Source organism: Mycoplana dimorpha (assembly GCF_003046475.1).
GTDB lineage: Bacteria > Pseudomonadota > Alphaproteobacteria > Rhizobiales > Rhizobiaceae > Mycoplana > Mycoplana dimorpha.
The window spans coordinates 52,779-71,355 of sequence record NZ_PZZZ01000009.1; the positions used below are offsets into that span (position 1 = coordinate 52,779).

Annotated in this window: 16 protein-coding genes; 8 read left to right on the forward strand and 8 right to left on the reverse strand. The window is 64.7% G+C overall.

Annotated features, from left to right (window positions below; genetic code table 11):
• The first annotated feature begins 87 nt into the window (after positions 1-87).
• Positions 88-981, forward strand: a complete 894-nt coding sequence (gene mmsB / locus C7449_RS19145) for a 3-hydroxyisobutyrate dehydrogenase (protein WP_108004518.1) — start codon at positions 88-90, stop codon at positions 979-981.
• Between the two features lie 177 nt (positions 982-1,158).
• Here mmsB and minE read toward each other — a convergent pair whose 3' ends face one another.
• The 4 genes from minE to phnX all read right to left on the reverse strand — a co-directional run bounded on the left by minE (position 1,159) and on the right by phnX (position 4,393).
• Complete coding sequence (gene minE, locus C7449_RS19150; protein ID WP_108004519.1) at positions 1,159-1,425, reverse strand: cell division topological specificity factor MinE; 267 nt, start codon at positions 1,423-1,425, stop codon at positions 1,159-1,161.
• Positions 1,422-2,237, reverse strand: a complete 816-nt coding sequence (gene minD / locus C7449_RS19155; RefSeq protein WP_108004603.1) for a septum site-determining protein MinD — start codon at positions 2,235-2,237, stop codon at positions 1,422-1,424. The genes minE and minD overlap by 4 nt, the downstream gene beginning before the upstream one ends.
• A gap of 32 nt (positions 2,238-2,269) precedes the next feature.
• A complete protein-coding gene (minC, locus tag C7449_RS19160) occupies positions 2,270-3,016 on the reverse strand; it encodes a septum site-determining protein MinC (RefSeq protein WP_108004520.1) in 747 nt (248 codons plus the stop codon).
• A gap of 537 nt (positions 3,017-3,553) precedes the next feature.
• Positions 3,554-4,393, reverse strand: coding sequence for a phosphonoacetaldehyde hydrolase (phnX, locus tag C7449_RS19165; protein WP_108004521.1), 840 nt, complete (start codon positions 4,391-4,393; stop codon positions 3,554-3,556).
• A 324-nt stretch (positions 4,394-4,717) separates the two neighbouring features.
• On the opposite strand from phnX, the gene C7449_RS19170 reads away from it, so the two are divergent.
• The 3 genes from C7449_RS19170 to C7449_RS19180 all read left to right on the forward strand — a co-directional run bounded on the left by C7449_RS19170 (position 4,718) and on the right by C7449_RS19180 (position 10,077).
• The gene (locus tag C7449_RS19170; protein WP_108004522.1) at positions 4,718-6,118 is read left to right on the forward strand and encodes a sigma-54-dependent transcriptional regulator; all 1,401 of its coding nucleotides are present in this window, start codon (positions 4,718-4,720) and stop codon (positions 6,116-6,118) included.
• Positions 6,111-8,147, forward strand: coding sequence for a sensor histidine kinase (locus tag C7449_RS19175; protein WP_108004523.1), 2,037 nt, complete (start codon positions 6,111-6,113; stop codon positions 8,145-8,147). Before C7449_RS19170 ends, C7449_RS19175 begins: the two co-directional genes overlap by 8 nt.
• Before the next feature lie 265 nt (positions 8,148-8,412).
• Positions 8,413-10,077 carry an OFA family MFS transporter gene (locus tag C7449_RS19180; protein WP_108004524.1) on the forward strand — a complete coding sequence of 555 codons (1,665 nt, stop codon included), beginning with the start codon at positions 8,413-8,415 and terminating at the stop codon, positions 10,075-10,077.
• Between the two features lie 139 nt (positions 10,078-10,216).
• On the opposite strand, the gene C7449_RS19185 is transcribed toward C7449_RS19180, so the two are convergent.
• Complete coding sequence (locus C7449_RS19185; protein WP_108004525.1) at positions 10,217-11,761, reverse strand: flavin-containing monooxygenase; 1,545 nt, start codon at positions 11,759-11,761, stop codon at positions 10,217-10,219.
• A gap of 135 nt (positions 11,762-11,896) precedes the next feature.
• On the opposite strand from C7449_RS19185, the gene C7449_RS19190 reads away from it, so the two are divergent.
• Positions 11,897-12,364 (forward strand): hypothetical protein, encoded by a 468-nt coding sequence (locus tag C7449_RS19190; RefSeq protein ID WP_108004526.1) that lies wholly within the window; start codon positions 11,897-11,899, stop codon positions 12,362-12,364.
• The gene (locus C7449_RS19195; RefSeq protein WP_108004527.1) at positions 12,364-13,710 is read left to right on the forward strand and encodes a GAF domain-containing protein; all 1,347 of its coding nucleotides are present in this window, start codon (positions 12,364-12,366) and stop codon (positions 13,708-13,710) included. The genes C7449_RS19190 and C7449_RS19195 overlap by 1 nt, the downstream gene beginning before the upstream one ends.
• A gap of 144 nt (positions 13,711-13,854) precedes the next feature.
• On the opposite strand, the gene phnE is transcribed toward C7449_RS19195, so the two are convergent.
• The 3 genes from phnE to C7449_RS19210 form a co-directional block, all read right to left on the reverse strand.
• On the reverse strand, positions 13,855-14,649 hold the full coding sequence (gene phnE, locus C7449_RS19200) for a phosphonate ABC transporter, permease protein PhnE (protein WP_108004528.1): 795 nt from the start codon (positions 14,647-14,649) through the stop codon (positions 13,855-13,857).
• Positions 14,642-15,391 carry a phosphonate ABC transporter ATP-binding protein gene (locus tag C7449_RS19205; protein WP_245414451.1) on the reverse strand — a complete coding sequence of 250 codons (750 nt, stop codon included), beginning with the start codon at positions 15,389-15,391 and terminating at the stop codon, positions 14,642-14,644. Before C7449_RS19205 ends, phnE begins: the two co-directional genes overlap by 8 nt.
• Positions 15,392-15,478: 87 nt before the next feature.
• On the reverse strand, positions 15,479-16,336 hold the full coding sequence (locus C7449_RS19210; protein WP_108004529.1) for a PhnD/SsuA/transferrin family substrate-binding protein: 858 nt from the start codon (positions 16,334-16,336) through the stop codon (positions 15,479-15,481).
• Between the two features lie 112 nt (positions 16,337-16,448).
• On the opposite strand from C7449_RS19210, the gene C7449_RS19215 reads away from it, so the two are divergent.
• A complete protein-coding gene (locus C7449_RS19215; RefSeq protein ID WP_108004530.1) occupies positions 16,449-17,630 on the forward strand; it encodes an alpha-D-ribose 1-methylphosphonate 5-triphosphate diphosphatase in 1,182 nt (393 codons plus the stop codon).
• Complete coding sequence (phnF, locus tag C7449_RS19220; protein ID WP_108004531.1) at positions 17,627-18,412, forward strand: phosphonate metabolism transcriptional regulator PhnF; 786 nt, start codon at positions 17,627-17,629, stop codon at positions 18,410-18,412. Before C7449_RS19215 ends, phnF begins: the two co-directional genes overlap by 4 nt.
• The last annotated feature ends 165 nt before the right edge of the window (positions 18,413-18,577 follow it).

An 18,577-nucleotide genomic window follows, 5' to 3' on the forward strand; every position in this document is an offset into this window, starting at 1 on the left:
GGCTGCTTCCCGCAGGGCTGCCGCCCCGGGGTACCATCTTCAAGGCGGCGGCCCGTCGCTGCCATCATCGCCAGTAAGGAAAACCGCATGACCCGCATCGCATTCATCGGCCTCGGCAACATGGGCGGTCCCATGGCCGCGAACCTCGTCAAGGCGGGACATCGGGTTGCCGGTTTCGATCTCTCCGAGCCCTCCCTCGCGGCTGCTGCCGATGCCGGAGTGGGCCGTGCAGCCAGCCTTGCCGCGGCGGTAAAGGACGCCGAAGCGGTCGTCACCATGCTGCCGAAGGGCGAGCACGTCGTCGCCGTCTGGCGGGAGCTCGTCGGCCTGGTGAAGCCCGGCACGCTCCTCATCGACTGCTCGACGATCGACGTCGAAAGCGCCCGAAAGGCCCATGCAATGGCGGTAGATGCAGGCTGCGCGGCGCTTGATGCGCCGGTCTCCGGTGGCACGGGGGGAGCTGCGGCAGGCACGCTGACCTTCATGGCCGGCGGCAGTGAGGCGGCGTTCGCCAGGGCAAGGCCGCTACTGGAGGCAATGGGCAGGAAGATCGTCCACTGCGGCGCCGCCGGCGCCGGCCAGGCGGCGAAGCTCTGCAACAACATGATCCTCGGCATTTCGATGGTCGCCGTCTGCGAAGCCTTCGCGCTCGGCGAAAAGCTCGGCCTGTCGCACCAGGCGCTGTTCGACGTCGCCTCCACCTCGTCCGGCCAGTGCTGGTCGATCTCGAGCTATTGCCCGGTTCCGGGACCTGTCCCCACCTCGCCCGCCAACAACGGCTACAAGCCGGGCTTCGCCGCGGCGCTGATGCTGAAGGACCTGCTCCTCTCGCAGGAGGCTGCGTCGGCAAGCGGGATCGCAACGCCGCTCGGCGCCGCCGCGACGGCGCTCTACAAGAACTTCGAGGCGGAGGGCAACGGCAACCGCGATTTCTCCGCCATCATCGAGATGCTACGCGAGGCCGATCGGGCGGCAGCATAGCGAGACGGTTGGTTACGCGCGGATGCGGCAGCTCATGGTAACCGGAAAGCAGAGGCAGGCGAGAGCCACCGGCACGGTGTTGGCGCCCCCCGCCGCCAAGCGCTCTACCAGCGCAGAGCCCGGGGCGCACCAACGAAAAAGGCGCCCCGGAGGGCGCCCGCAGTTCTTCGGCGAAATTCAGGCCGCCTTGACGTTGGCGTCGAGCGGGATCTCGATGTCGACCTCGAGGGTGGAAACGTTCTCGCCGCGATCCATCTTGACGACGACCTTGTCGCTGTCGATCTGCACATGCTTGGCGATGACGGCGAGGATCTCCTCGCGCAGTTTCGCCACCAGGTCCGACTGGCCGCCGACGGTGGCGCGCTCATGGGCGAGCAGGATCTGCAGGCGCTCGCGCGCCAGCGGCGCCGAGCTCTGCTTGTTGAAGAAACGGAATATGCTCATGCTGCCCTCCGTCCAAAAATCTTGCCCAGAATTCCGCGCTTCTCGTTCGGAATGGTGATCGGCACGGTCTCGCCGGCGAGCCGACGGGCGGCATCGAGATAGGCGAGCGCCGGGGCGCTGCGGGCATCGGCGAGCGTAACCGGGGAGCCGAGGTTGGAGGCACGCAGCACGTCCGAGCTTTCCGGCACGATGCCGAGCAGCGGGATCGACAGGATCTCCAGCACGTCGTCTACCTTCAGCATGTCGCCGCGCTCGGCGCGCTGGGCATCATAGCGGGTCAGGAGCAGGTGCTTTTCGATCCGCTCGCCGATCTCGGCCCTGGCCGTCTTGGAATCGAGCAGACCGATGATCCGATCGGAATCGCGCACCGAGGAGACTTCCGGGTTGGTGACGATCACGGCGACGTCGGCATGGCGCATGGCGAGCGTCGCGCCGCGCTCGATGCCAGCGGGGCTGTCGCAGATGATCCAGTCGAAATGGCGCTTCAGGTCCGCCATCACCCGCTCGACACCCTCCGGGGTCAAGGCGTCCTTGTCGCGGGTCTGGGAGGCCGGCAAGAGAAACAGCGTTTCGAGCCGCTTGTCGCGGATCAGCGCCTGCGGCAGCTTGGCGTCGCCCTGGATGACATTGACGATGTCGTAGACGACCCGGCGCTCGGCGCCCATGACGAGGTCAAGGTTGCGCAGCCCGACGTCGAAGTCGACGACGACCGTCTTCTCGTTGCGCTGCGCCAGCGCGGCGCCGAGGGCGGCCGTCGAGGTCGTCTTGCCGACGCCGCCCTTGCCCGATGTTACCACGATTACTTTCGCCATCTCGCTCTCCTTGTCCTGACCGGCCCGCTTGCTCACATCAGTCTCTCTGCCATGATTGAATCGCCTTCGAGCCAGAGCTGGACGGCCTGTCCGCGAAGGTTGGGCGCCATGTCGTCAGCAGTCTTGTAGACCCCGTCGATGGCCAGCAGTTCCGCCTCGAGCTTGCGGCAGAAGATCCGCGCCGCGGCGTTGCCGACCGAGCCGGCCAGAGCCCGCCCCCGCAGCGTTCCATAGATGTGCACCGAGCCGCCGGCGATGATTTCCGCCCCCGAGGCGACCGAGCCGACGACGGTGACGTCGCCTTCCGGGAAGATCACCGACTGGCCCGAGCGCACCGGCTCGCGGATGACGATCGAGGGGACGGCCCTGACCGTCGGCACCTCGGCCTTTGCCGATGCAGCAGTGCTGTCGCCGCCGCCGGCGGGTGCGCCGGAGGCGTCGGGCGACGGCATCTCGACGTCCGAAGCCGGGCGGCCACCCTTCATTGCCGGTGGCATGCCGGGCTCGAACAACGACGGGCGCCCACCCTCGATGCCCATGATCCGGACGTTGCGGTTCGCAAGCTCGTCAATCAGGTGCCGCAGCTGCTTTCGGTCGATCTCCAGGTCGGCGACGTCGAGGACGACCGGCCGCTCCAGGAAGAAGCCGGCCGAACGCTTCGCAAGATCGTCGAGCCGCAGGAGCCAGTCGTCGATCGGCTGCTCGGGCGACAGCACCAGCGCCAGGAAGGAACGGCCCTTGATACGGATGGATCGGGTGTCTGTTAGCACTTTGGTCATCTGCGTTAAGATTTGGTTGTCAAGGATTAGGTGCTTCGTGGTTAACAAACCGTTAACGGCGCGACTTTGCCCGGGGCTGGAGGTTAGAGACTAGGTGCGCGGGCGGACGCTGAATGCGAGATCGTAGGGTCGCGGAAGGCGCTGCAAGGCAGGCGGTTGGAGCGCTCCGGCGTCAACGGCCGGGCGCCTCGGATTACCGATGCGAAGCGGCGCATGCAGCGAAAAAGAATTAACGATTAGTAACTGCCTCAACGCCGATGGAGGTCGATGCTGCTGCCCGCCGTCAGGTTTTTGCCATGTGACCGTTGGCTCCATCGCGGCCGCATGCATCTGCCAGCCGATCCGGTCAAAGCCGTTCACGGAGCTGACACTGACGAAGGTCGACGCCGCATCGCTCGAATGCATCAAGTGCCGACCGATGCCCCGCTGCAGTGGCAGGGTGCTCGGGCGTGCCTCTGTCGGGCTCTCAGGAAGAGGGGCTGGTGCTGGTTCGAGCGCTAACCTACGCGGCAGTCCTCGTCATCTTCCATCAGCGTCTTACGGCTTCTCTCCGGCCTGCAAGCGGCCGTTGATGGCTTCGATCACCGGCAGAAGATCGGCAATGGTGTCGATCGTGTAGTGGGCGCCGGCCTCCAGCAGTGCGCGCCGTGCCCGCTGCCGGTGCCCGTCCTGGGCCTTCTCGTCCAACGCCTGCCACTCGGCAAGCGAAAGGCCGATCTCATTGCCGCTGGCGATGATCCCGATCGCCCACATGCCGGCAGCCCGGGCCGAAACCAGACCCGTGGGGCTGTCGTCCACCACGACGCAAGCGCGGACATCCGACGCCCCAAGTGCTATGGCATTGTCCAGAACCATATCCGGATACGGCCGGCCGCGTTTGACATCGCTCACCGTGACACAATGGTCAGGCTCATAGCCCTGCGCCTTGGCGAGCGGCATCAGGCCGTCCATCACGCTGCGGGGATAGCCCGTGGTGCTGCCGATGGCGATGTCGCGGCTGCGAAGAGCGGCGATGGTCTCGAGCGCCCCCGGAATAAGCGCACTGTAGCGTTCGCACTGCACCTCATCGATGCGCAGGAACGCCGCGTAGAGCCGGTCGACGTCGGCTTGCGTGCACACGCTGCCCTTGTGCGCCTGCCAGCGCTCGGCGACGGCGGGCTGGGCGAGGATCATCTCGAGGTGTTCGCGCTTGGCGGCACCCATCGGCTCGCGCGCCTCGGCCTCCGAGATGGGCACGCCCTCCTCGGCGAAGGCCGCGCAGAACGCCGCTACCGGTGCAATGCACCCGAAGTCGAGAACCGTGCCTGCCCAGTCGAAAATGACGGTCGAAACGGGGCCACGGAAATTGTGGCCGAGATTGTCGGTGTTGTTCGTCATGGCAGGCTGCTCAACCCGTCTGGGCTGCGAGCAAGAGCCGCAATTGGCAGTGGCAAGGACCAAGTCCCCCGAGGGCGATTGTGTTCATGGCAGATCGGTCTCACATTACAGTGGCCCTCAGCTAGCCCAGTTCGATGACAGTTTGGCGACAATAGCCCAGGCGCAGGGAAGCCCCGGCCAATCTGCCGTGACACCGTCAATGACCGGGACGGCCATCACCAACCCGCCGGTCCGCTGGTGAGCCTTGCAACAATCAACAACCTCCCTTTTGCATCTTCGGCCGGTTCGGCTAGGTTCGGCCGCCTGGGAGCATTGGGGGAAAGAATGTCAGCATCGACAATCCGCAGTATCGACCGTTCGAGCCGGGATCCGGAATTTGGACCGTGGCTTGCGCATGCATCGGTGCTGGTCGTCGATGACGAGCCCGGTATGCGCAACTTCCTGGTTCGCACCCTCGGGCCCCGCTGCAAGCGGATCGAGGAAGCGGCCGACACCGAAGAGGCGACCCGCAAGCTCGATCAGCAGCATTTCGACGTCGTCATCCTCGACAACATCATGCCGGGGCGAAATGGCGTCGACTGGCTTGCCGAGCAGCGGGCGATCGGTTTCTTCGCCGAAGCGATCCTGATGACGGCCTTTGCCGACCTCGAGACCGCGATCCAGGCGCTTCGCGCCGGCGCGGCCGACTTCGTGCTGAAGCCGTTCCGCTCCAACCAGATCATCAATGCTGTTGCACGGTGCCTCGACCGCCTGCGCCTGCAGCGCGAGAACAACGTGCTGCGCTACGAGTTGCGGGCCGCCTCCGATCATATGCTGCTGCGGGACCGGCTCATCGGTGAGTCCGAGCCGATCCAGCGGGTCCGCGAAACCATTGCCCGGGTCGCGCCGCTGCCTACAACCGTTCTTTTGACGGGCGAATCCGGGACCGGCAAGGAGGTCGCGGCGCGCACGCTGCACTCCCTTTCCGACCGCGCGGACAAGCCTTTCGTGCCGGTCAATTGCGCTGCCATTCCACCTGACATGATCGAAAGTGAACTGTTCGGCCACCTGAAGGGCGCTTTCACCAACGCCGGAAGCGCCCGTGAGGGCCTCTTCATGCATGCGCACGGCGGCACCCTGTTTCTCGACGAGATCGGCGAACTGCCGCTTTCGCTGCAAAGCAAGCTGCTGCGGGTGTTGGAGGATCGACGTGTCCGCCCGGTCGGAGCCGAACGCGAGGTACCGGTGGATTTACGGTTCATATTTGCGACGAACGCCGATCTTGCCCAGGAGGTCCAGGCGAACCGCTTCAGGGCCGATCTCTACTTCCGCATCAACGTGCTCCAGATTCATCTCCCGCCGCTGAAGGAGCGCGGCAACGACGCGCAGGATCTCGCGGCGCTGTTCATGACGAAGCTGTCGCAGCAGTTGGGGGTCCCAAAAGTTCCGCTCGATGATGCCGCGCGCGAAGCGATGGCCCGTTATCCCTGGCCCGGAAACGTGCGCGAACTGCGCAACCTCATCGAACGCACGCTGATCCTCGGGCGGTTCCCCTATGAGCAGCTTGCATATGATGGATTGACCCCCGCGCAGGACAGGCCGGAAGCGGAAAGCCTCGCCGAGATGGAGCGCCGCCACATCCTCGCCGTCTTGCGGGAGGTCGGCGGCAACCGCGAGGAAGCAGCGCGGCGTCTGGGCGTGTCGCGCAAGACGATCGACCGCAAATGCGCGGTGTGGAATGCCTGAAAAGCCAGTGCATGCGCCACATCCAGAGCGGCAGGCGGGACGTTCGGTCCGGTTTCGCCTGCTGGCGATCGCCCTTTTGCCGACGCTTGTGCTTCTGCCATTGTTGCTTGGCGTTACCGTCCTCCGCTGGAACAGCAAGTTCGACGCAACGCTGATCTCCAAGGTGAACGGCGACCTCACCATCGCGCACCAGTATCTGGCACGCATTCTGGAAAACACGGGCGAACAGATCGGTGCGCTTGCTGGGTCGGCGCGCTTCAGGGACGTCATCGGACAAGGCGAACAGCCCTTTGCTGCGCTGAATTCCCTTCTCGACCAGAAGCGGCGAGACCTTTCGTTCGATTTCCTCTACCTGGTCGACCAGCGCGGCAACGTCCTCGCCTCCGCGCGTCCGTTGCAAACACAGACCGTGCGGCTCGACTGGCCGATCGTTCGCGAGGCCCTGGCAGGCGCCGGCAAGACCGCCATCGACATATTCGAGGAACGCGACCTCTCCGCAATTGCGCCTGAGCTTGCAGATCGGGCCCGCATCGAGCTTGTCCCCACGCCGAATGCCGTTCCCACCGACAAGAGCACCGAGGCGCGCGGCATGGTGGTGCATTCAGCCTATGCGGCGACGCTCCCCGACGGCACGGTCGGCGCGCTGATTGGAGGCATCCTTCTCAATCAGAATCTCGAGTTCATCGACACGATCAACGACCTTGTCTACCGCAAAGCCAGCCTTCCCGAGGGAAGTCAGGGAACGGCGACGCTTTTCGTCGAGGACGTCCGCATCAGCACGAATGTCCGCCTGTTCGAGGGCCGCCGTGCGCTCGGCACCCGTGTCTCGGCTATTGTCCGCTCGGCAGTGCTGGACAAAGGCAAGACCTGGCTCGACAGCGCATTCGTCGTCAACGACTGGTACATTTCGGCTTATGAACCCGTCGTCGACAGCTACGGCAAGCGGGTCGGCATGCTGTATGTCGGCTTCCTGGAAGCGCCGTTCACTCAGGCCAAGCGCGAAAGCCTCCTGACGATCCTGTTCGCCTTCCTGGTCGTCGCGGCCGCGACAGTGCCCCTGTTCCTGCGCTGGGCCGGCTCGATCTTTCTGCCTCTCGAGCGCATGGCCCGCACCATTGCCCGCGTCGAGGATGGCGACCTTGGCGCGCGCACCAAGGTCCGACCAGCAAATGACGAAATCGGACGCGTGGCGGTGCATCTCGATCACCTGCTCGACCAGTTGCAGGAACGGGACGGCCAGCTGCGTGCGTGGAACGAGGAGCTCAATACCCGTGTCGAGGAACGCACGCGCGAGCTTCAGCTGGCCAATAACCGTCTGGAGGCCACGACCAAGCAGCTCATCATGTCGGAAAAGCTGGCGGCAATCGGGGAGATAACCGCCGGCGTCGCCCATGAAATCAACAATCCCATTGCGGTGATGCAGGGCAACCTTGAAATTGTCCGCTCGGTGATGGGCGAGCGGGCCGACGAGGTGCGGACGGAGTTCCGGCTGCTCGACGAACAGATCCACCGCATCAGCCAGATCGTGACCAAGCTGCTGCAATTTGCCCGGCCGGAAGAATATGCCGGCTACATGGAGCGCCACGCCCCCGAAGACGTCATCTCCGACAGCCTGCCGCTGGTCCAGCACCTGTTGAACAAGACACGCATCACGGTGGTTCGCGAAGCGGGCACCAGCCGGTTGCTCCTGATGAACCGGACGGAGCTACAGCAGGTGCTTGTCAATCTGGTCGTGAACGCCATCCATGCCATGCCGGAGGGCGGCACCCTGACGCTCCGGACACGCGATGAGGATCGTGAAGGCCGACAAGGCATCGCGCTCGTGGTTGCAGATAACGGCATCGGCATGAGCGAAGAGCTGCTGCAAAAAGTCTTCGATCCATTCTTCACGACGAAGCGGAGGGATGGGACCGGTCTCGGGTTGTCGATCAGCCAGACACTGATCAGCCGGCAGGGCGGCGCCATGTCCGTTGAAAGCGCTACTGGAAAGGGAACCACCTTCACCATCTGGTTGCCGGAAGCCGATTGAGCCCCGGACATTTTGTCCGCCAAGTGCGGACAAAATGTCCGAAGAAGATTTTTTCCATTTGGTAACCGTTTGGTTCTGCACGCTTTATGCGCTTGGCACGCCAGTTGCTTGGATGGGGTGTGTGAACCAGGCGGAGGAGCGAACAAGTCGAATGGTCACGCCGTAGTACGGCCGGCGCCCACGGAGGATGGGACGCCAGGCAAACAATCACCACTCATCAGAAGGGTCCCGCCAGCGGATGCCTGTCGCGGGCCGGAGGAGATTAATGTCTACAACTACAGAAACATTCACCGGAGGGGCCGGCCCGTACGGCGGCCTTCTCGACAAGGAGAGGATTGTTGCCAAGCCGGGCTTCAACCGCTGGCTGGTTCCACCGGCAGCGCTGGGCATCCATCTCTGCATCGGCATGGCTTACGGGTTCAGCGTGTTCTGGCTACCGCTGTCGCGCGCAATCGGCATCGACCAGCCGGTGACCTGCGCCGATATGAGCCTGATGAGCGCGCTCTTCACCACGAGCTGTGACTGGCGCGTTTCCGATCTCGGCTGGATTTACACCTTGTTCTTCGTCCTGCTCGGCTGTTCGGCAGCCATCTGGGGCGGCTGGCTCGAGAAGGTCGGGCCGCGCAAGGCCGGCTTCGTTTCCGCTCTTTGCTGGTGCGGCGGCATGGTCCTTGCAGCCATCGGCATCATGACCCACCAGCTCTGGCTGATGTGGGTCGGTGCCGGCGTCATCGGCGGCGTCGGTCTCGGGCTTGGATACATCTCGCCGGTCTCCACGCTGATCAAGTGGTTCCCGGACCGGCGCGGCATGGCGACCGGCATGGCGATCATGGGTTTTGGTGGCGGTGCGATGATCGGAGCGCCGCTCGCCGACTTGTTGATGAACCACTTCCAGAGCGAAACTTCCGTCGGCGTCTGGCAGACGTTCCTGGTCATGGCTGCGATCTATCTCGTCTTCATGATGGGGGGCGCATTCGGTTACCGCATCCCGCCGGCTGGCTGGCGGCCGGAAGGCTGGACGCCGCCCGCGACGTCCAAGCAGGCGATGATCACGACGCGCCACGTCCACCTGCGCGACGCCCACAAGACGAAGCAGTTCTGGCTGGTCTGGATCGTCCTGTGCATGAACGTGTCCGCCGGGATCGGCGTGATCGGCATGGCCTCGCCGATGCTGCAGGAAATCTTCGGTGGTCGCCTGATCGGCTTGCCGGAGCTCGGCTTCACGGAACTCGATGGCTCGCAGCGCGCCGCCATCGCGGCGATTGCCGCCGGCTTTGCCGGTCTTCTTTCGCTGTTCAACATCGGCGGCCGGTTCTTCTGGGCGTCGCTGTCGGACAAGATCGGCCGGAAGAACACCTACTACACGTTCTTCCTGCTCGGCATCGTGCTGTATGCACTCGCTCCGACTGCCGCCGGCATGGGCAGCCAGCTCCTGTTCGTGGCGATCTTCTGCATCATCCTGTCGATGTATGGCGGCGGTTTCGCCACCATCCCCGCCTATCTCGCCGACATCTTCGGGACGCAGTTCGTCGGCGCGATCCACGGACGGCTGCTCACCGCCTGGGCGACCGCCGGCATCCTCGGCCCCGTGGTCGTGAACTACATCCGCGAGTTCCAGATCGCCGCCGGGATTCCGCGCGAACAGGTGTATGACTTCACCATGTATATCCTGGCGGGCATGCTGGTGATCGGCGTGATCGCCAATGCGATGGTCAAGCCGCTCGACTCCAAGTGGTACATGTCCGACGAGGAAGTCGCCAAGCTCCAGGCAAAGACCGCCGCAACGGCGCATCAGGGACCGACCGGCTCCTTCGGCATTGGCAAGGGCGGCCTCGATGCCAAGGCGGCCGCAGCCTGGGCGGTCGTAGGTATCCCGATCCTTTGGGGCGTCTGGATAACGATGCAAAAGACCGCGGCCCTGTTTGGCTGATCTGATTTACCAAGTTCCGGCGCGACCTCTTCGCGCCGGACATCCGCTGCAAGTGCAGCGTCTCGGAATTGTCAGTTGAAAATACATACAAGGGGCAGTGCCGCTTCTTCGGCAACTCGCCCCCGCCATGTTCGCCAGATCAGGCCGCGCGCGGCCGGGCGGCCGTCGTGACCAGATTTTTCAACCCGCGCTCCTCATCGGTCATCTCAGGCGAACGGATCGCGCCGAATGCAGCAGCCGCAGCCGCGGTCAGCGCGGGTGCATCGCCAAGGCTGTCCGGCCCCTGCAGGCGGAAGGAGACGGCTGAGAGCGGCCCGAAGAGCAGCGCCCGCTCCAGATCCGGCCAGCGACCGAGATCGGGTTCCACCCCGGTATTGCGCGCAAAGAGCAACGCCAGATGCTGCATCGGCAGGCTCTGCGGTCCGCCACGTCCTGCACGGCTGCGGGCCAGGCCGGCGGCCAGGGTCTCGCGGTCCGGTTCTGGAACGATACCCGCCCAGCTATAGGCGATCCACCGGGCCTGAAGCTCCAGCACGGGCAGGAACGGACCGACCAGATCGTAGAAACCTGCGAAGGCGAGCCCTGCCAAATCCGGATGGAAGGTGTGATCGCTGAGATCGATATGGGTGCGATCGAGGCCGAGTTCCGCCGCTACATCCGGTGCCAGGAAGGGCAGCGACAGCCGGTATCCGGTGCCGAACAGGATCGCGTCGAAGTCCCCCTTGGCTCCGTCGGCGAAGCGGACGGAGCGCCCCGCGACGGATTCGATCCAGGGGCGGACCGCTATGCGGCCTTCCGCAACGAGCGGAAGGAAGTTCTGGGACTGGGTGATCCCGGCCGCAAAGATGTTGTCGTCCGGCGTCATCGCGCCGAACTGGTCGGGTGATCCGGCCGCGCGCAGGACCGTTGCCTTCAGCCCGGCCGCGAGATCCTCCGGCGGCAGGATCTCGCCTGCCAATGCAGCCGCCCGCGTGAACATCACATGGTCCGTCGGCACGCCGGACATGAGCTTGGGCAGCACATAGCGTTGGCGGCGGTAGCAGACGGTGACGCTGCGTGCGCCCGAAAGGGCAAGATCGGATGCGATCTCGAGCGCGCTGATCGAGCAGCCGGCAATCAGCACGTCCTTGCCGCGATAGGCCTGGCCGCCGTCATACTGGCTGGCGTGGGCGGCGCCGAGGGTTCCGGTGAAGCCGTCGAGCCCGGCAATTTCGGGGACCTCCGGCATGACATAGCGGCCGGAGGCGACGACCACGCGGGCGAACCGCTCGGTCTGGACTTCACCGCTGCGACGTGAGCGGACGATCCAGCCACCTTCCGGCGCTTTTTGAAGCTGTTCGACCCGCGTGCTGAGGCGGACCCGCGACATCAGTTCGAATTTTTCGGCATAGCGCATGAGATAGGCATGCATGTCGTCCCGGCTCGGATAGACCGGTGTTCCCTCGGCATGATCGAGATCCGAAAAACGCGTCATGACGCGGCTGGTGTTGGTGCGCATGCCGCGCCATGTGCCGCTCATCGGCGAAGCTGCATTCCATTGGCCGCCGGGGCGGTCGGCCGCCTCGAACAGGACGGGCTCGAACCCGTGTTCGACAAGCCAGCGCGCCGTGACGAGGCCGGCGGGTCCGGCGCCGATGATCGCAACGGCTTTCGGCGGCATGGTGTGGGAGGTGAATTCGGTCATCTGCGGCTCCTCGGTTTAGGGGAGCCCACCCATTATGCCGATCTGCTTGCCGCGCTTCCTAAATGGTTCCTAACCGACGGTGGGCGATTCCTAAAAGATCGCTAAGTGGCTATGCTGCGCTGGAGGGAACATTCCATGCAGATCAACCACGATATCGCAGTATTCATGACCAGCCCCGTGATGATCGTTCTTGGCACAAGCGATGACGCATCGCAGCCGGCGATCGGGCGGGCTATCGGCGCGCTTGTCCAAAAAGACGAAGGCAGCATTGATCTGATGGTTTCCGAGTGGCAATGGCCGGCGACCGTGGCCAATGTCCGGGCCAATGGCCGGCTCGCCGCGACTTTCGCGCGGCCGTCCGACTATGTCTCCTTCCAGGTCAAGGGGCGCGCCGCAGTTCTTCCGGCCACAGCCGAACACCTGTCCTCAGCCGCGCGCTATGTCGAAAGAATCACCGCGACGCTTGAAGGACTCGGCCTCGATGGCCGCATCGTCACGCCCTGGTTCGTGAACCGGGATCTGGTGGCAGTCAGGCTCCCGGTCGACGAAATCTTCGTGCAGACCCCCGGCGCAAAGGCCGGCCAACTGGTCGAGCGGCAATGATGGCAATCCGGCTTCGCGATCTGTCGGCCTGCTTCGAGGGCGTCATTCCCTCGATCATCGCGACTGCGGCGGCCGACGGCAGCCCGAACATCTCCTATCTGTCGCATGTGGTGCTGGTCGACGACGAGCGCATCGCGCTCTCCAATCAGTTCTTCTCCAAGACGGCCGCCAATGTGCGCGCCAATCCTGCTGCCGCCGTGCTCGTCGTCGATCCTCGGAACGGCGAACAATATCGGCTGGACGTGAGCTTCGAGCAGACCCTCGACAGCGGCGAGCTCTTTGACGAGATGGCCGTACAGCTGCGCGCATCGAGTGCGCAGCTCGGCATGGGCGAGGTGATGCGGCTGCGCGGCGTCGACATCTACCGGGTCAGCGCGCTCAATGCCGTTCCGTCTCCCTCTACTGTTCAGGCATACTCCCCTGCGACGACGGGGCCGCAACTCGCAGCAATGGCCGCGGTCAGCCGGGGGATTTGCCAGGCGAGCGATGTCGATTCCGTCGTGGATTCCGTGCTGGAGGGGCTACAAACCCTTCAGTACGGTAACGCCATGCTGCTGCTGACGGAACCCGACAGTGACCGGCTCGTGACCATCGGCACCCGCGGCTATGAGCGCAGCGGCATCGGTTCCGAAGTCGTCATCGGCGAAGGCGTGATCGGGATGGCGGCCCAGGAGCGGCGGCCGATCCGGATCAGCGACATGAGCCGCGTCCAGCGCTTCGGCTCGGCCGTTCAAACTTCCTCCGCGGAGGAAAACCGCACGCGCACGATCTCGCTGCCGGGCATGCCGGATGCGATGAGCCAGCTCGCGCTGCCGATGATCGCGCAGGGAACTCTGCGCGGCGTTCTTTTTCTCGAAAGTTGCAGAAGACTGGCCTTCACCCGCGAAGACGAGGCGGCGCTCTCCATCATCGCCATGCAGGCGGCGGCAGCCCTTGCACTCGCAGGGGACGAGAGCGGCGAGGCGCAGCCCGTCTCATCGCTCGTCGCAACCGGTGCCACCAAGCCGGGAGGGCCCATCCGTGTCGTTCATTATGCCTATGACGACAGCATCTTCATCGACAACGATTACCTGATCAAAGGCGTTCCCGGCCGACTGCTGATCTACCTGCTCCGGACTTATCTGCGCGAGGGACGCAGCGAATTCTCCAACCGCGAGATCCGGCTCGCGGACGAACTGCGCCTGCCGGACGTGAAGGACAACCTGGAGACCCGGCTGCTCCTGCTGCGGCGGCGGCTTGAGGAAAAGGCCGCGCCGGTGCAGCTGCTTCACGTGGGCCGTGGCCGCGTGCGCCTCGAACTCGCCGGACCCGTGCTCCTGGACAAGGCCGCCGGAGGGACTGACTGACAAGCAAGCCCCCCGACTTGGGGGCGCGGTGGGCAATATCGACATCGATCGCTGCGAGCACATCGTAGGAAACCGGCGCGACAACAATCGCGCCGCCGACGCCCCAAGAGCCCGGCAGAAAGCGCCACAGTGCCCGTTCGCGCCCTATTGTACCCGGGTGCGCAGACGGTCGGTGACGAACTCCATGACCAGCACGATGATGAAGATCACCAGAATGATGGTGGAGGCGTTCTTGTACTGGAAGAGATCGAAGGCAACCTTCAACTCCTGACCGATGCCGCCGGCGCCAACCAGTCCCAGCACCACCGAGGAGCGCACCGCCTTCTCCAGCGCGAACAACGTCGTGTTGATCAGTGACGGCATTGCATCCGGCAGCACGGCCCCGCACAGCACCGAGAGCCGGCTTGCGCCGATCGCAAACAGCGCCTCCTGCGGCTTTTCGTCGGCGTCCTCCATGGCTTCGGCGAAGAAGCGGCCGCAAAAGCCGATCGTGTCGACCATGATCGTCATCGTTCCAGCCACCGCGCCCAGCCCGACGGAGGCAACGAAGATCAGCGCCCAGACCAGATCGGGCACGGTGCGGAAGAGCGATACGAGCATCTTGAAGACATGCCGGAAGGCTCCCGCCGGCGAGATGGCCTTGGACGAGAGCCAGGCAATCGGCAGGCTGATCACCACCCCGATCACCGTGCCGACCAGCGCGATCTGGAACGTCTCGATCATCCGCCAGAACACACGCTGCAGGAAGGCGCCCTCGAGATTGGGCGGCAACATGCGCCCGACCAGTTCCGCCATACGGGGCCCGCCATGGGCCAGTTGCGCCGGCGACGGCGCCACCTGCTGCAGCGACACGACCAGCAGCGCGCCGGCCGCTACCAGCAGCGTGAAGGTCATCGGCGATATGCGCGGCAAGCGCGCCGGCAGCGTGCTCTCAGCCATGGAAGGCCTCCTGGAGCGTTGCGCGCGTCAGGTTCGCGGTCGGCTGGTCGAAGAGGACGGAGCCGGATTTCAGGGCGATGATGCGGTCCGAAAACTCGAGCGCATGGTCCATGTCGTGCGTCGTGTAGATCAGGGTGGTGCCACTGTCTTGCGACAGCTGTGAAAAGAGGGCCATGACATCGCGGCCGGAGGCGGGATCAAGGCTTGCCGCCGGCTCGTCGGCGATCAGGAGTTGCGGCTTGCGGACCAGTGCCCTGGCGATTGCGACCCGCTGCGCCTGACCGCCGGACAACTCGTCCGCCCGTGCCGCAGCCTTGTGGCAGAGGCCGACCTGGCTCAGGGCCTCGTGCGCGTCATCGCGCCATTGCTGGCGGGAAATCGATTGATGCCAGGCATGCCAAGCACCGGCAAGGCCGAGCTTGCCGTGCACGACGTTGGTCAGCACCGACTGCCGGGAAACCAGGCCATGATGCTGGAACACCACGCCGATGCGCTGCCGCAATCGCCGCAACTGACGCGACGAGGGTCTGATGCCGATGCTTTCGCCGAGCGTGCTCACCTCGCCGCCGTTCAGCGGCAGGAGCCCGATCAGGCATTTCAGCAGAGTGGATTTTCCAGCACCGTTGGAGCCGATCAGCGCAACCCGCTCGGTCGCCGACACGGTCAGCCCGATGCCGGAAAAGACCGTCTTCCCGTCCGCATATTTCTTGGTAACGCCGCGGGCGCAAATGATCTCGCTCATGATGTCTGTCCTGGCCGCTGGAGCTTGTTGCGACGAAGGCAGCCGGCTGGTCCGACTGCCTTCAAGCTCGGAGGTGGAGCGATCTGCTCAGTTGACGAAGTCGGTGAAGGTTTCGACGCCGATGGTGCGGTACATCGAGCGGACGTAGTCGTAGTCGCTGTCGGTGACGTCGGTCAGGAAGAAGCCGCCGGTGAACTTCTTGTTGTCCTCGCCGGTCAGAACGGCCTGCATCAGTTCGTTGCCCTTGGCTGCGAAGGCGTCGCGTACGGCGTTGAAGACGTCGTCCGGGATATCCTTGCGTGCGACCAGGATGTCGTTCGGCAGGTCGCGGCCGCGGGCGATAACGGCGAAGGCCTTGTCCGGAAATGCTTCGCGGACCGAAGCGAGGTGGCCGAAGTTGAGGCCAATGGCGGCAATGTCGCCGCGGGTCAGGGCTTCGGCGGCAACGTTGCGGGAGATGATCACCGGTTCGTAATCGGTGCCGTACTTCAGGCCGAAGTCTGCGAGCGCCTGGGCCGGGCCGAGATGCTGGGAGGTGGAGCCGACGGAGCCGAAGGCGACCTTCTTGCCCTTCAGGTCCTCGATCGAGCGGATCGGACCATCGGCCAGGACCGCGACCTGCGCGAAGTAATCCGGGCGCTGCCAGGCAACGACGATCTTCGGCTGGCTGAGTTCCTTCATGACGACATATTCGGCCGGGCCGGTGAGGACCAAATCGACCTGGGCCGAATTCAACGCCTCGACGGCGGTGGTGCGGGAGGCGACGGGATAGAGCTCGATCTCGAGACCGGTGGCTTCCTCCAGCGCAAGCTCGAAGGCACCGAATTCCTGCTGCAACGCTTCGAGACCCTCGATGTCGGTGACGGCGAATTTGACGGGATCGGCAAGGGCCGGCATTGCGGTTGCAAGCGTAAGCGCAAGGGCGGCTGCAAGTTTGCGGATCATGATTTTTCCTCTGCTGTATAGACAGGACGCGATCGACGCGATACCTGTATAGACAGCAGATGACGGCTGCATGACACCTTGCCGTAAGATGACCTACCCATAAGGATCGCAGATGCACTGGACCATCAGGGGCGGCCGCGCGCTCGCCGGAAACCGTTTGTCCGCCGCCACCATTCAAGTCGTTGACGGGCAGATCGCCTCGACCCCGGACCCCGCCGCGCAGGTCATCGACGCGGAGGGCCTGCTCGTGCTCCCCGGCATCGTCGACATCCACGGCGACGGCTTCGAGCGCCAGATCATGCCGCGGCCCGGCGTGCGCTTCGACACGGCGCTGGCGCTTCGCGACACCGACCGGCAGCTGGTGGCGAACGGCATCACCACCGCCTTCCACGGCGTCACCATCTCGTGGGAGCCGGGGCTGCGCTCGGCGGAAGCGGCGGCGGACCTGATCGCGGAAGTGATCCGGATGCGCCCTTCGCTGCGATGCGACACCCGCCTGCATCTGCGCTGGGAAACCTTTGCGCTCGACCAGTTGCCGATGGTCATGCAGTGGCTGTCGCTCGAGCCGAAGCCGATCATCGCGCTCAACGACCATACGACCGGCACGGTCAACAAGGGCACGATCGCCCGCAAGATCGGCCAAATGGCATCGCGCTCGGGCCTGAGCCAGGAGGCCTATGCGGCCTTGCTCGACAGCGTCTGGGCGCGGCGCGCCGAGGTGCCGGCTGCCATCGAACAACTCGCGAGCGCGGCCAGGGCATCCGGAAACATCCTGCTCGCCCACGACGAGGCGTCGCCGCAGGAACGGCTGAAATTCCGACAACTCGGCGTCGTGACCTCCGAATTCCCGCTCAATCGCGAGACCGCCGAGGCGGCCCGCGCGGCGGGTGAACACATTGTCCTTGGCGCTCCCAACGTCGTGCGCGGCGGCAGCCATAACGGCGCACTCGACGCAACGGAAGCCGTGCGGGCCGGCTTCTGCAGCGTGCTTGCCAGTGACTATCACTACCCCTCGCCCATCCACGCTGCCTTCAAACTGGCCCGGCCGGACTTCGGCGATCTGGCCGAAACCTGGTCGCTGGTGTCAGCCAATGCCGCAAAGGCAGCCGGTCTGGAGGATCGCGGCATCTTGCAGCCGGGCATGCGCGCGGACATGATCCTGGTCGATGCACGCGACCCGGCGCACCCGCACGTGGTTGCGACGATGGTGGGCGGCGACCTGGTCTATTCCGCCGGCGTCCCCGTAGTTTCCGCCTCGAAGACGGCACGGACGCCGGAGGGCGCTTGGGCATGAAGACGACCACCGGCCCGTCACCGGGCCCTGACAAGGGCGCCAGTCTTCTGGCCGGCTTCGAGGACGTCGTTGTCCGGCCGCGCAGGGACATGCCGATCTGGCGGCAGATTTACGCCCACATTCTGGGGCTGATCGAAAGCGACTTCCTGACGGCGGGCAGCCAGTTGCCCGGCGAGAACCACATGGCCGAGAAACTCGGCGTGACCCGCATCACGCTACGGCGGGCCTTGCAGGAATTGCAGCGCGAAGGTCACCTCACCGCCCGCAAGGGTGTCGGCATTTTCGTGCGCAGCCTGCCCTCCGTCTTTACTGTTCGCGACGACCGCCCGTTCCTGGAAAACTTCAATGGCGGCGGCAAGGAGGTCGTGACGCAGACGCTGGTCCTGTGCCGCGAGACCGTCACGTCGGATGCCGCAAGAAGGTTGTCCCTGGCAGCGGACGCGGAAATCATCCGCCTGTGCCGGATCCGCAGCGCCGATGGCCACCCGCTCTACGTCAATACCAAGCTGTTTCCCGCCAGTCGCTTCCCCGACTTCGAGTCCGTCTATCGACGGCAGCAATCGGTCACCGATGTCTTCAGAGCCCATGGCATCATCAAGTATCATCGGCACGAAACCCGGGTCAGTGGCGGCTTTGCCGCCCCGGACGAGGCCGATATGCTGAAGCTGACCCCTGGAACCCCGGTTTTCCGGGTCAACGCCCTCAATCACGACGAACGGTCCCAACCGATCGAGTGGACGCTCGGCTGCTGGCCGCTTACATCCGTGGAATTCGTTTTCTGACCCCGCCTGCCTGCCCCTAAGCTATCTTCTCGCAAGTTGGCGGGCGCCAGACCCGATCAGCGGGAGGGGATGCGATATTGCTGATGTCGCTGGCAATCGAGGCATATACCCCAGGGAGCATGCCGGATCGACCGAAGCGTCAGCCCACCCCGTTCCGCCGATTGC

Excerpts from the sequence above, each read along its gene's own strand:
- phnF (WP_108004531.1), top strand. The coding sequence starts at position 17,627 with ATGAAGACGACCACCGGCCCGTCACCGGGCCCTGACAAGGGCGCCAGT.
- phnE (WP_108004528.1), bottom strand. The coding sequence starts at position 14,649 with ATGGCTGAGAGCACGCTGCCGGCGCGCTTGCCGCGCATATCGCCGATG.
- C7449_RS19185 (WP_108004525.1), bottom strand. The coding sequence starts at position 11,761 with ATGACCGAATTCACCTCCCACACCATGCCGCCGAAAGCCGTTGCGATC.
- C7449_RS19215 (WP_108004530.1), top strand. The coding sequence starts at position 16,449 with ATGCACTGGACCATCAGGGGCGGCCGCGCGCTCGCCGGAAACCGTTTG.
- C7449_RS19170 (WP_108004522.1), top strand. The coding sequence starts at position 4,718 with ATGTCAGCATCGACAATCCGCAGTATCGACCGTTCGAGCCGGGATCCG.
- C7449_RS19180 (WP_108004524.1), top strand. The coding sequence starts at position 8,413 with ATGTCTACAACTACAGAAACATTCACCGGAGGGGCCGGCCCGTACGGC.
- mmsB (WP_108004518.1), top strand. The coding sequence starts at position 88 with ATGACCCGCATCGCATTCATCGGCCTCGGCAACATGGGCGGTCCCATG.
- C7449_RS19190 (WP_108004526.1), top strand. The coding sequence starts at position 11,897 with ATGCAGATCAACCACGATATCGCAGTATTCATGACCAGCCCCGTGATG.
- phnX (WP_108004521.1), bottom strand. The coding sequence starts at position 4,393 with ATGACGAACAACACCGACAATCTCGGCCACAATTTCCGTGGCCCCGTT.
- minD (WP_108004603.1), bottom strand. The coding sequence starts at position 2,237 with ATGGCGAAAGTAATCGTGGTAACATCGGGCAAGGGCGGCGTCGGCAAG.
- C7449_RS19210 (WP_108004529.1), bottom strand. The coding sequence starts at position 16,336 with ATGATCCGCAAACTTGCAGCCGCCCTTGCGCTTACGCTTGCAACCGCA.
- C7449_RS19195 (WP_108004527.1), top strand. The coding sequence starts at position 12,364 with ATGGCAATCCGGCTTCGCGATCTGTCGGCCTGCTTCGAGGGCGTCATT.
- C7449_RS19205 (WP_245414451.1), bottom strand. The coding sequence starts at position 15,391 with ATGAGCGAGATCATTTGCGCCCGCGGCGTTACCAAGAAATATGCGGAC.
- minC (WP_108004520.1), bottom strand. The coding sequence starts at position 3,016 with ATGACCAAAGTGCTAACAGACACCCGATCCATCCGTATCAAGGGCCGT.
- C7449_RS19175 (WP_108004523.1), top strand. The coding sequence starts at position 6,111 with ATGCCTGAAAAGCCAGTGCATGCGCCACATCCAGAGCGGCAGGCGGGA.
- minE (WP_108004519.1), bottom strand. The coding sequence starts at position 1,425 with ATGAGCATATTCCGTTTCTTCAACAAGCAGAGCTCGGCGCCGCTGGCG.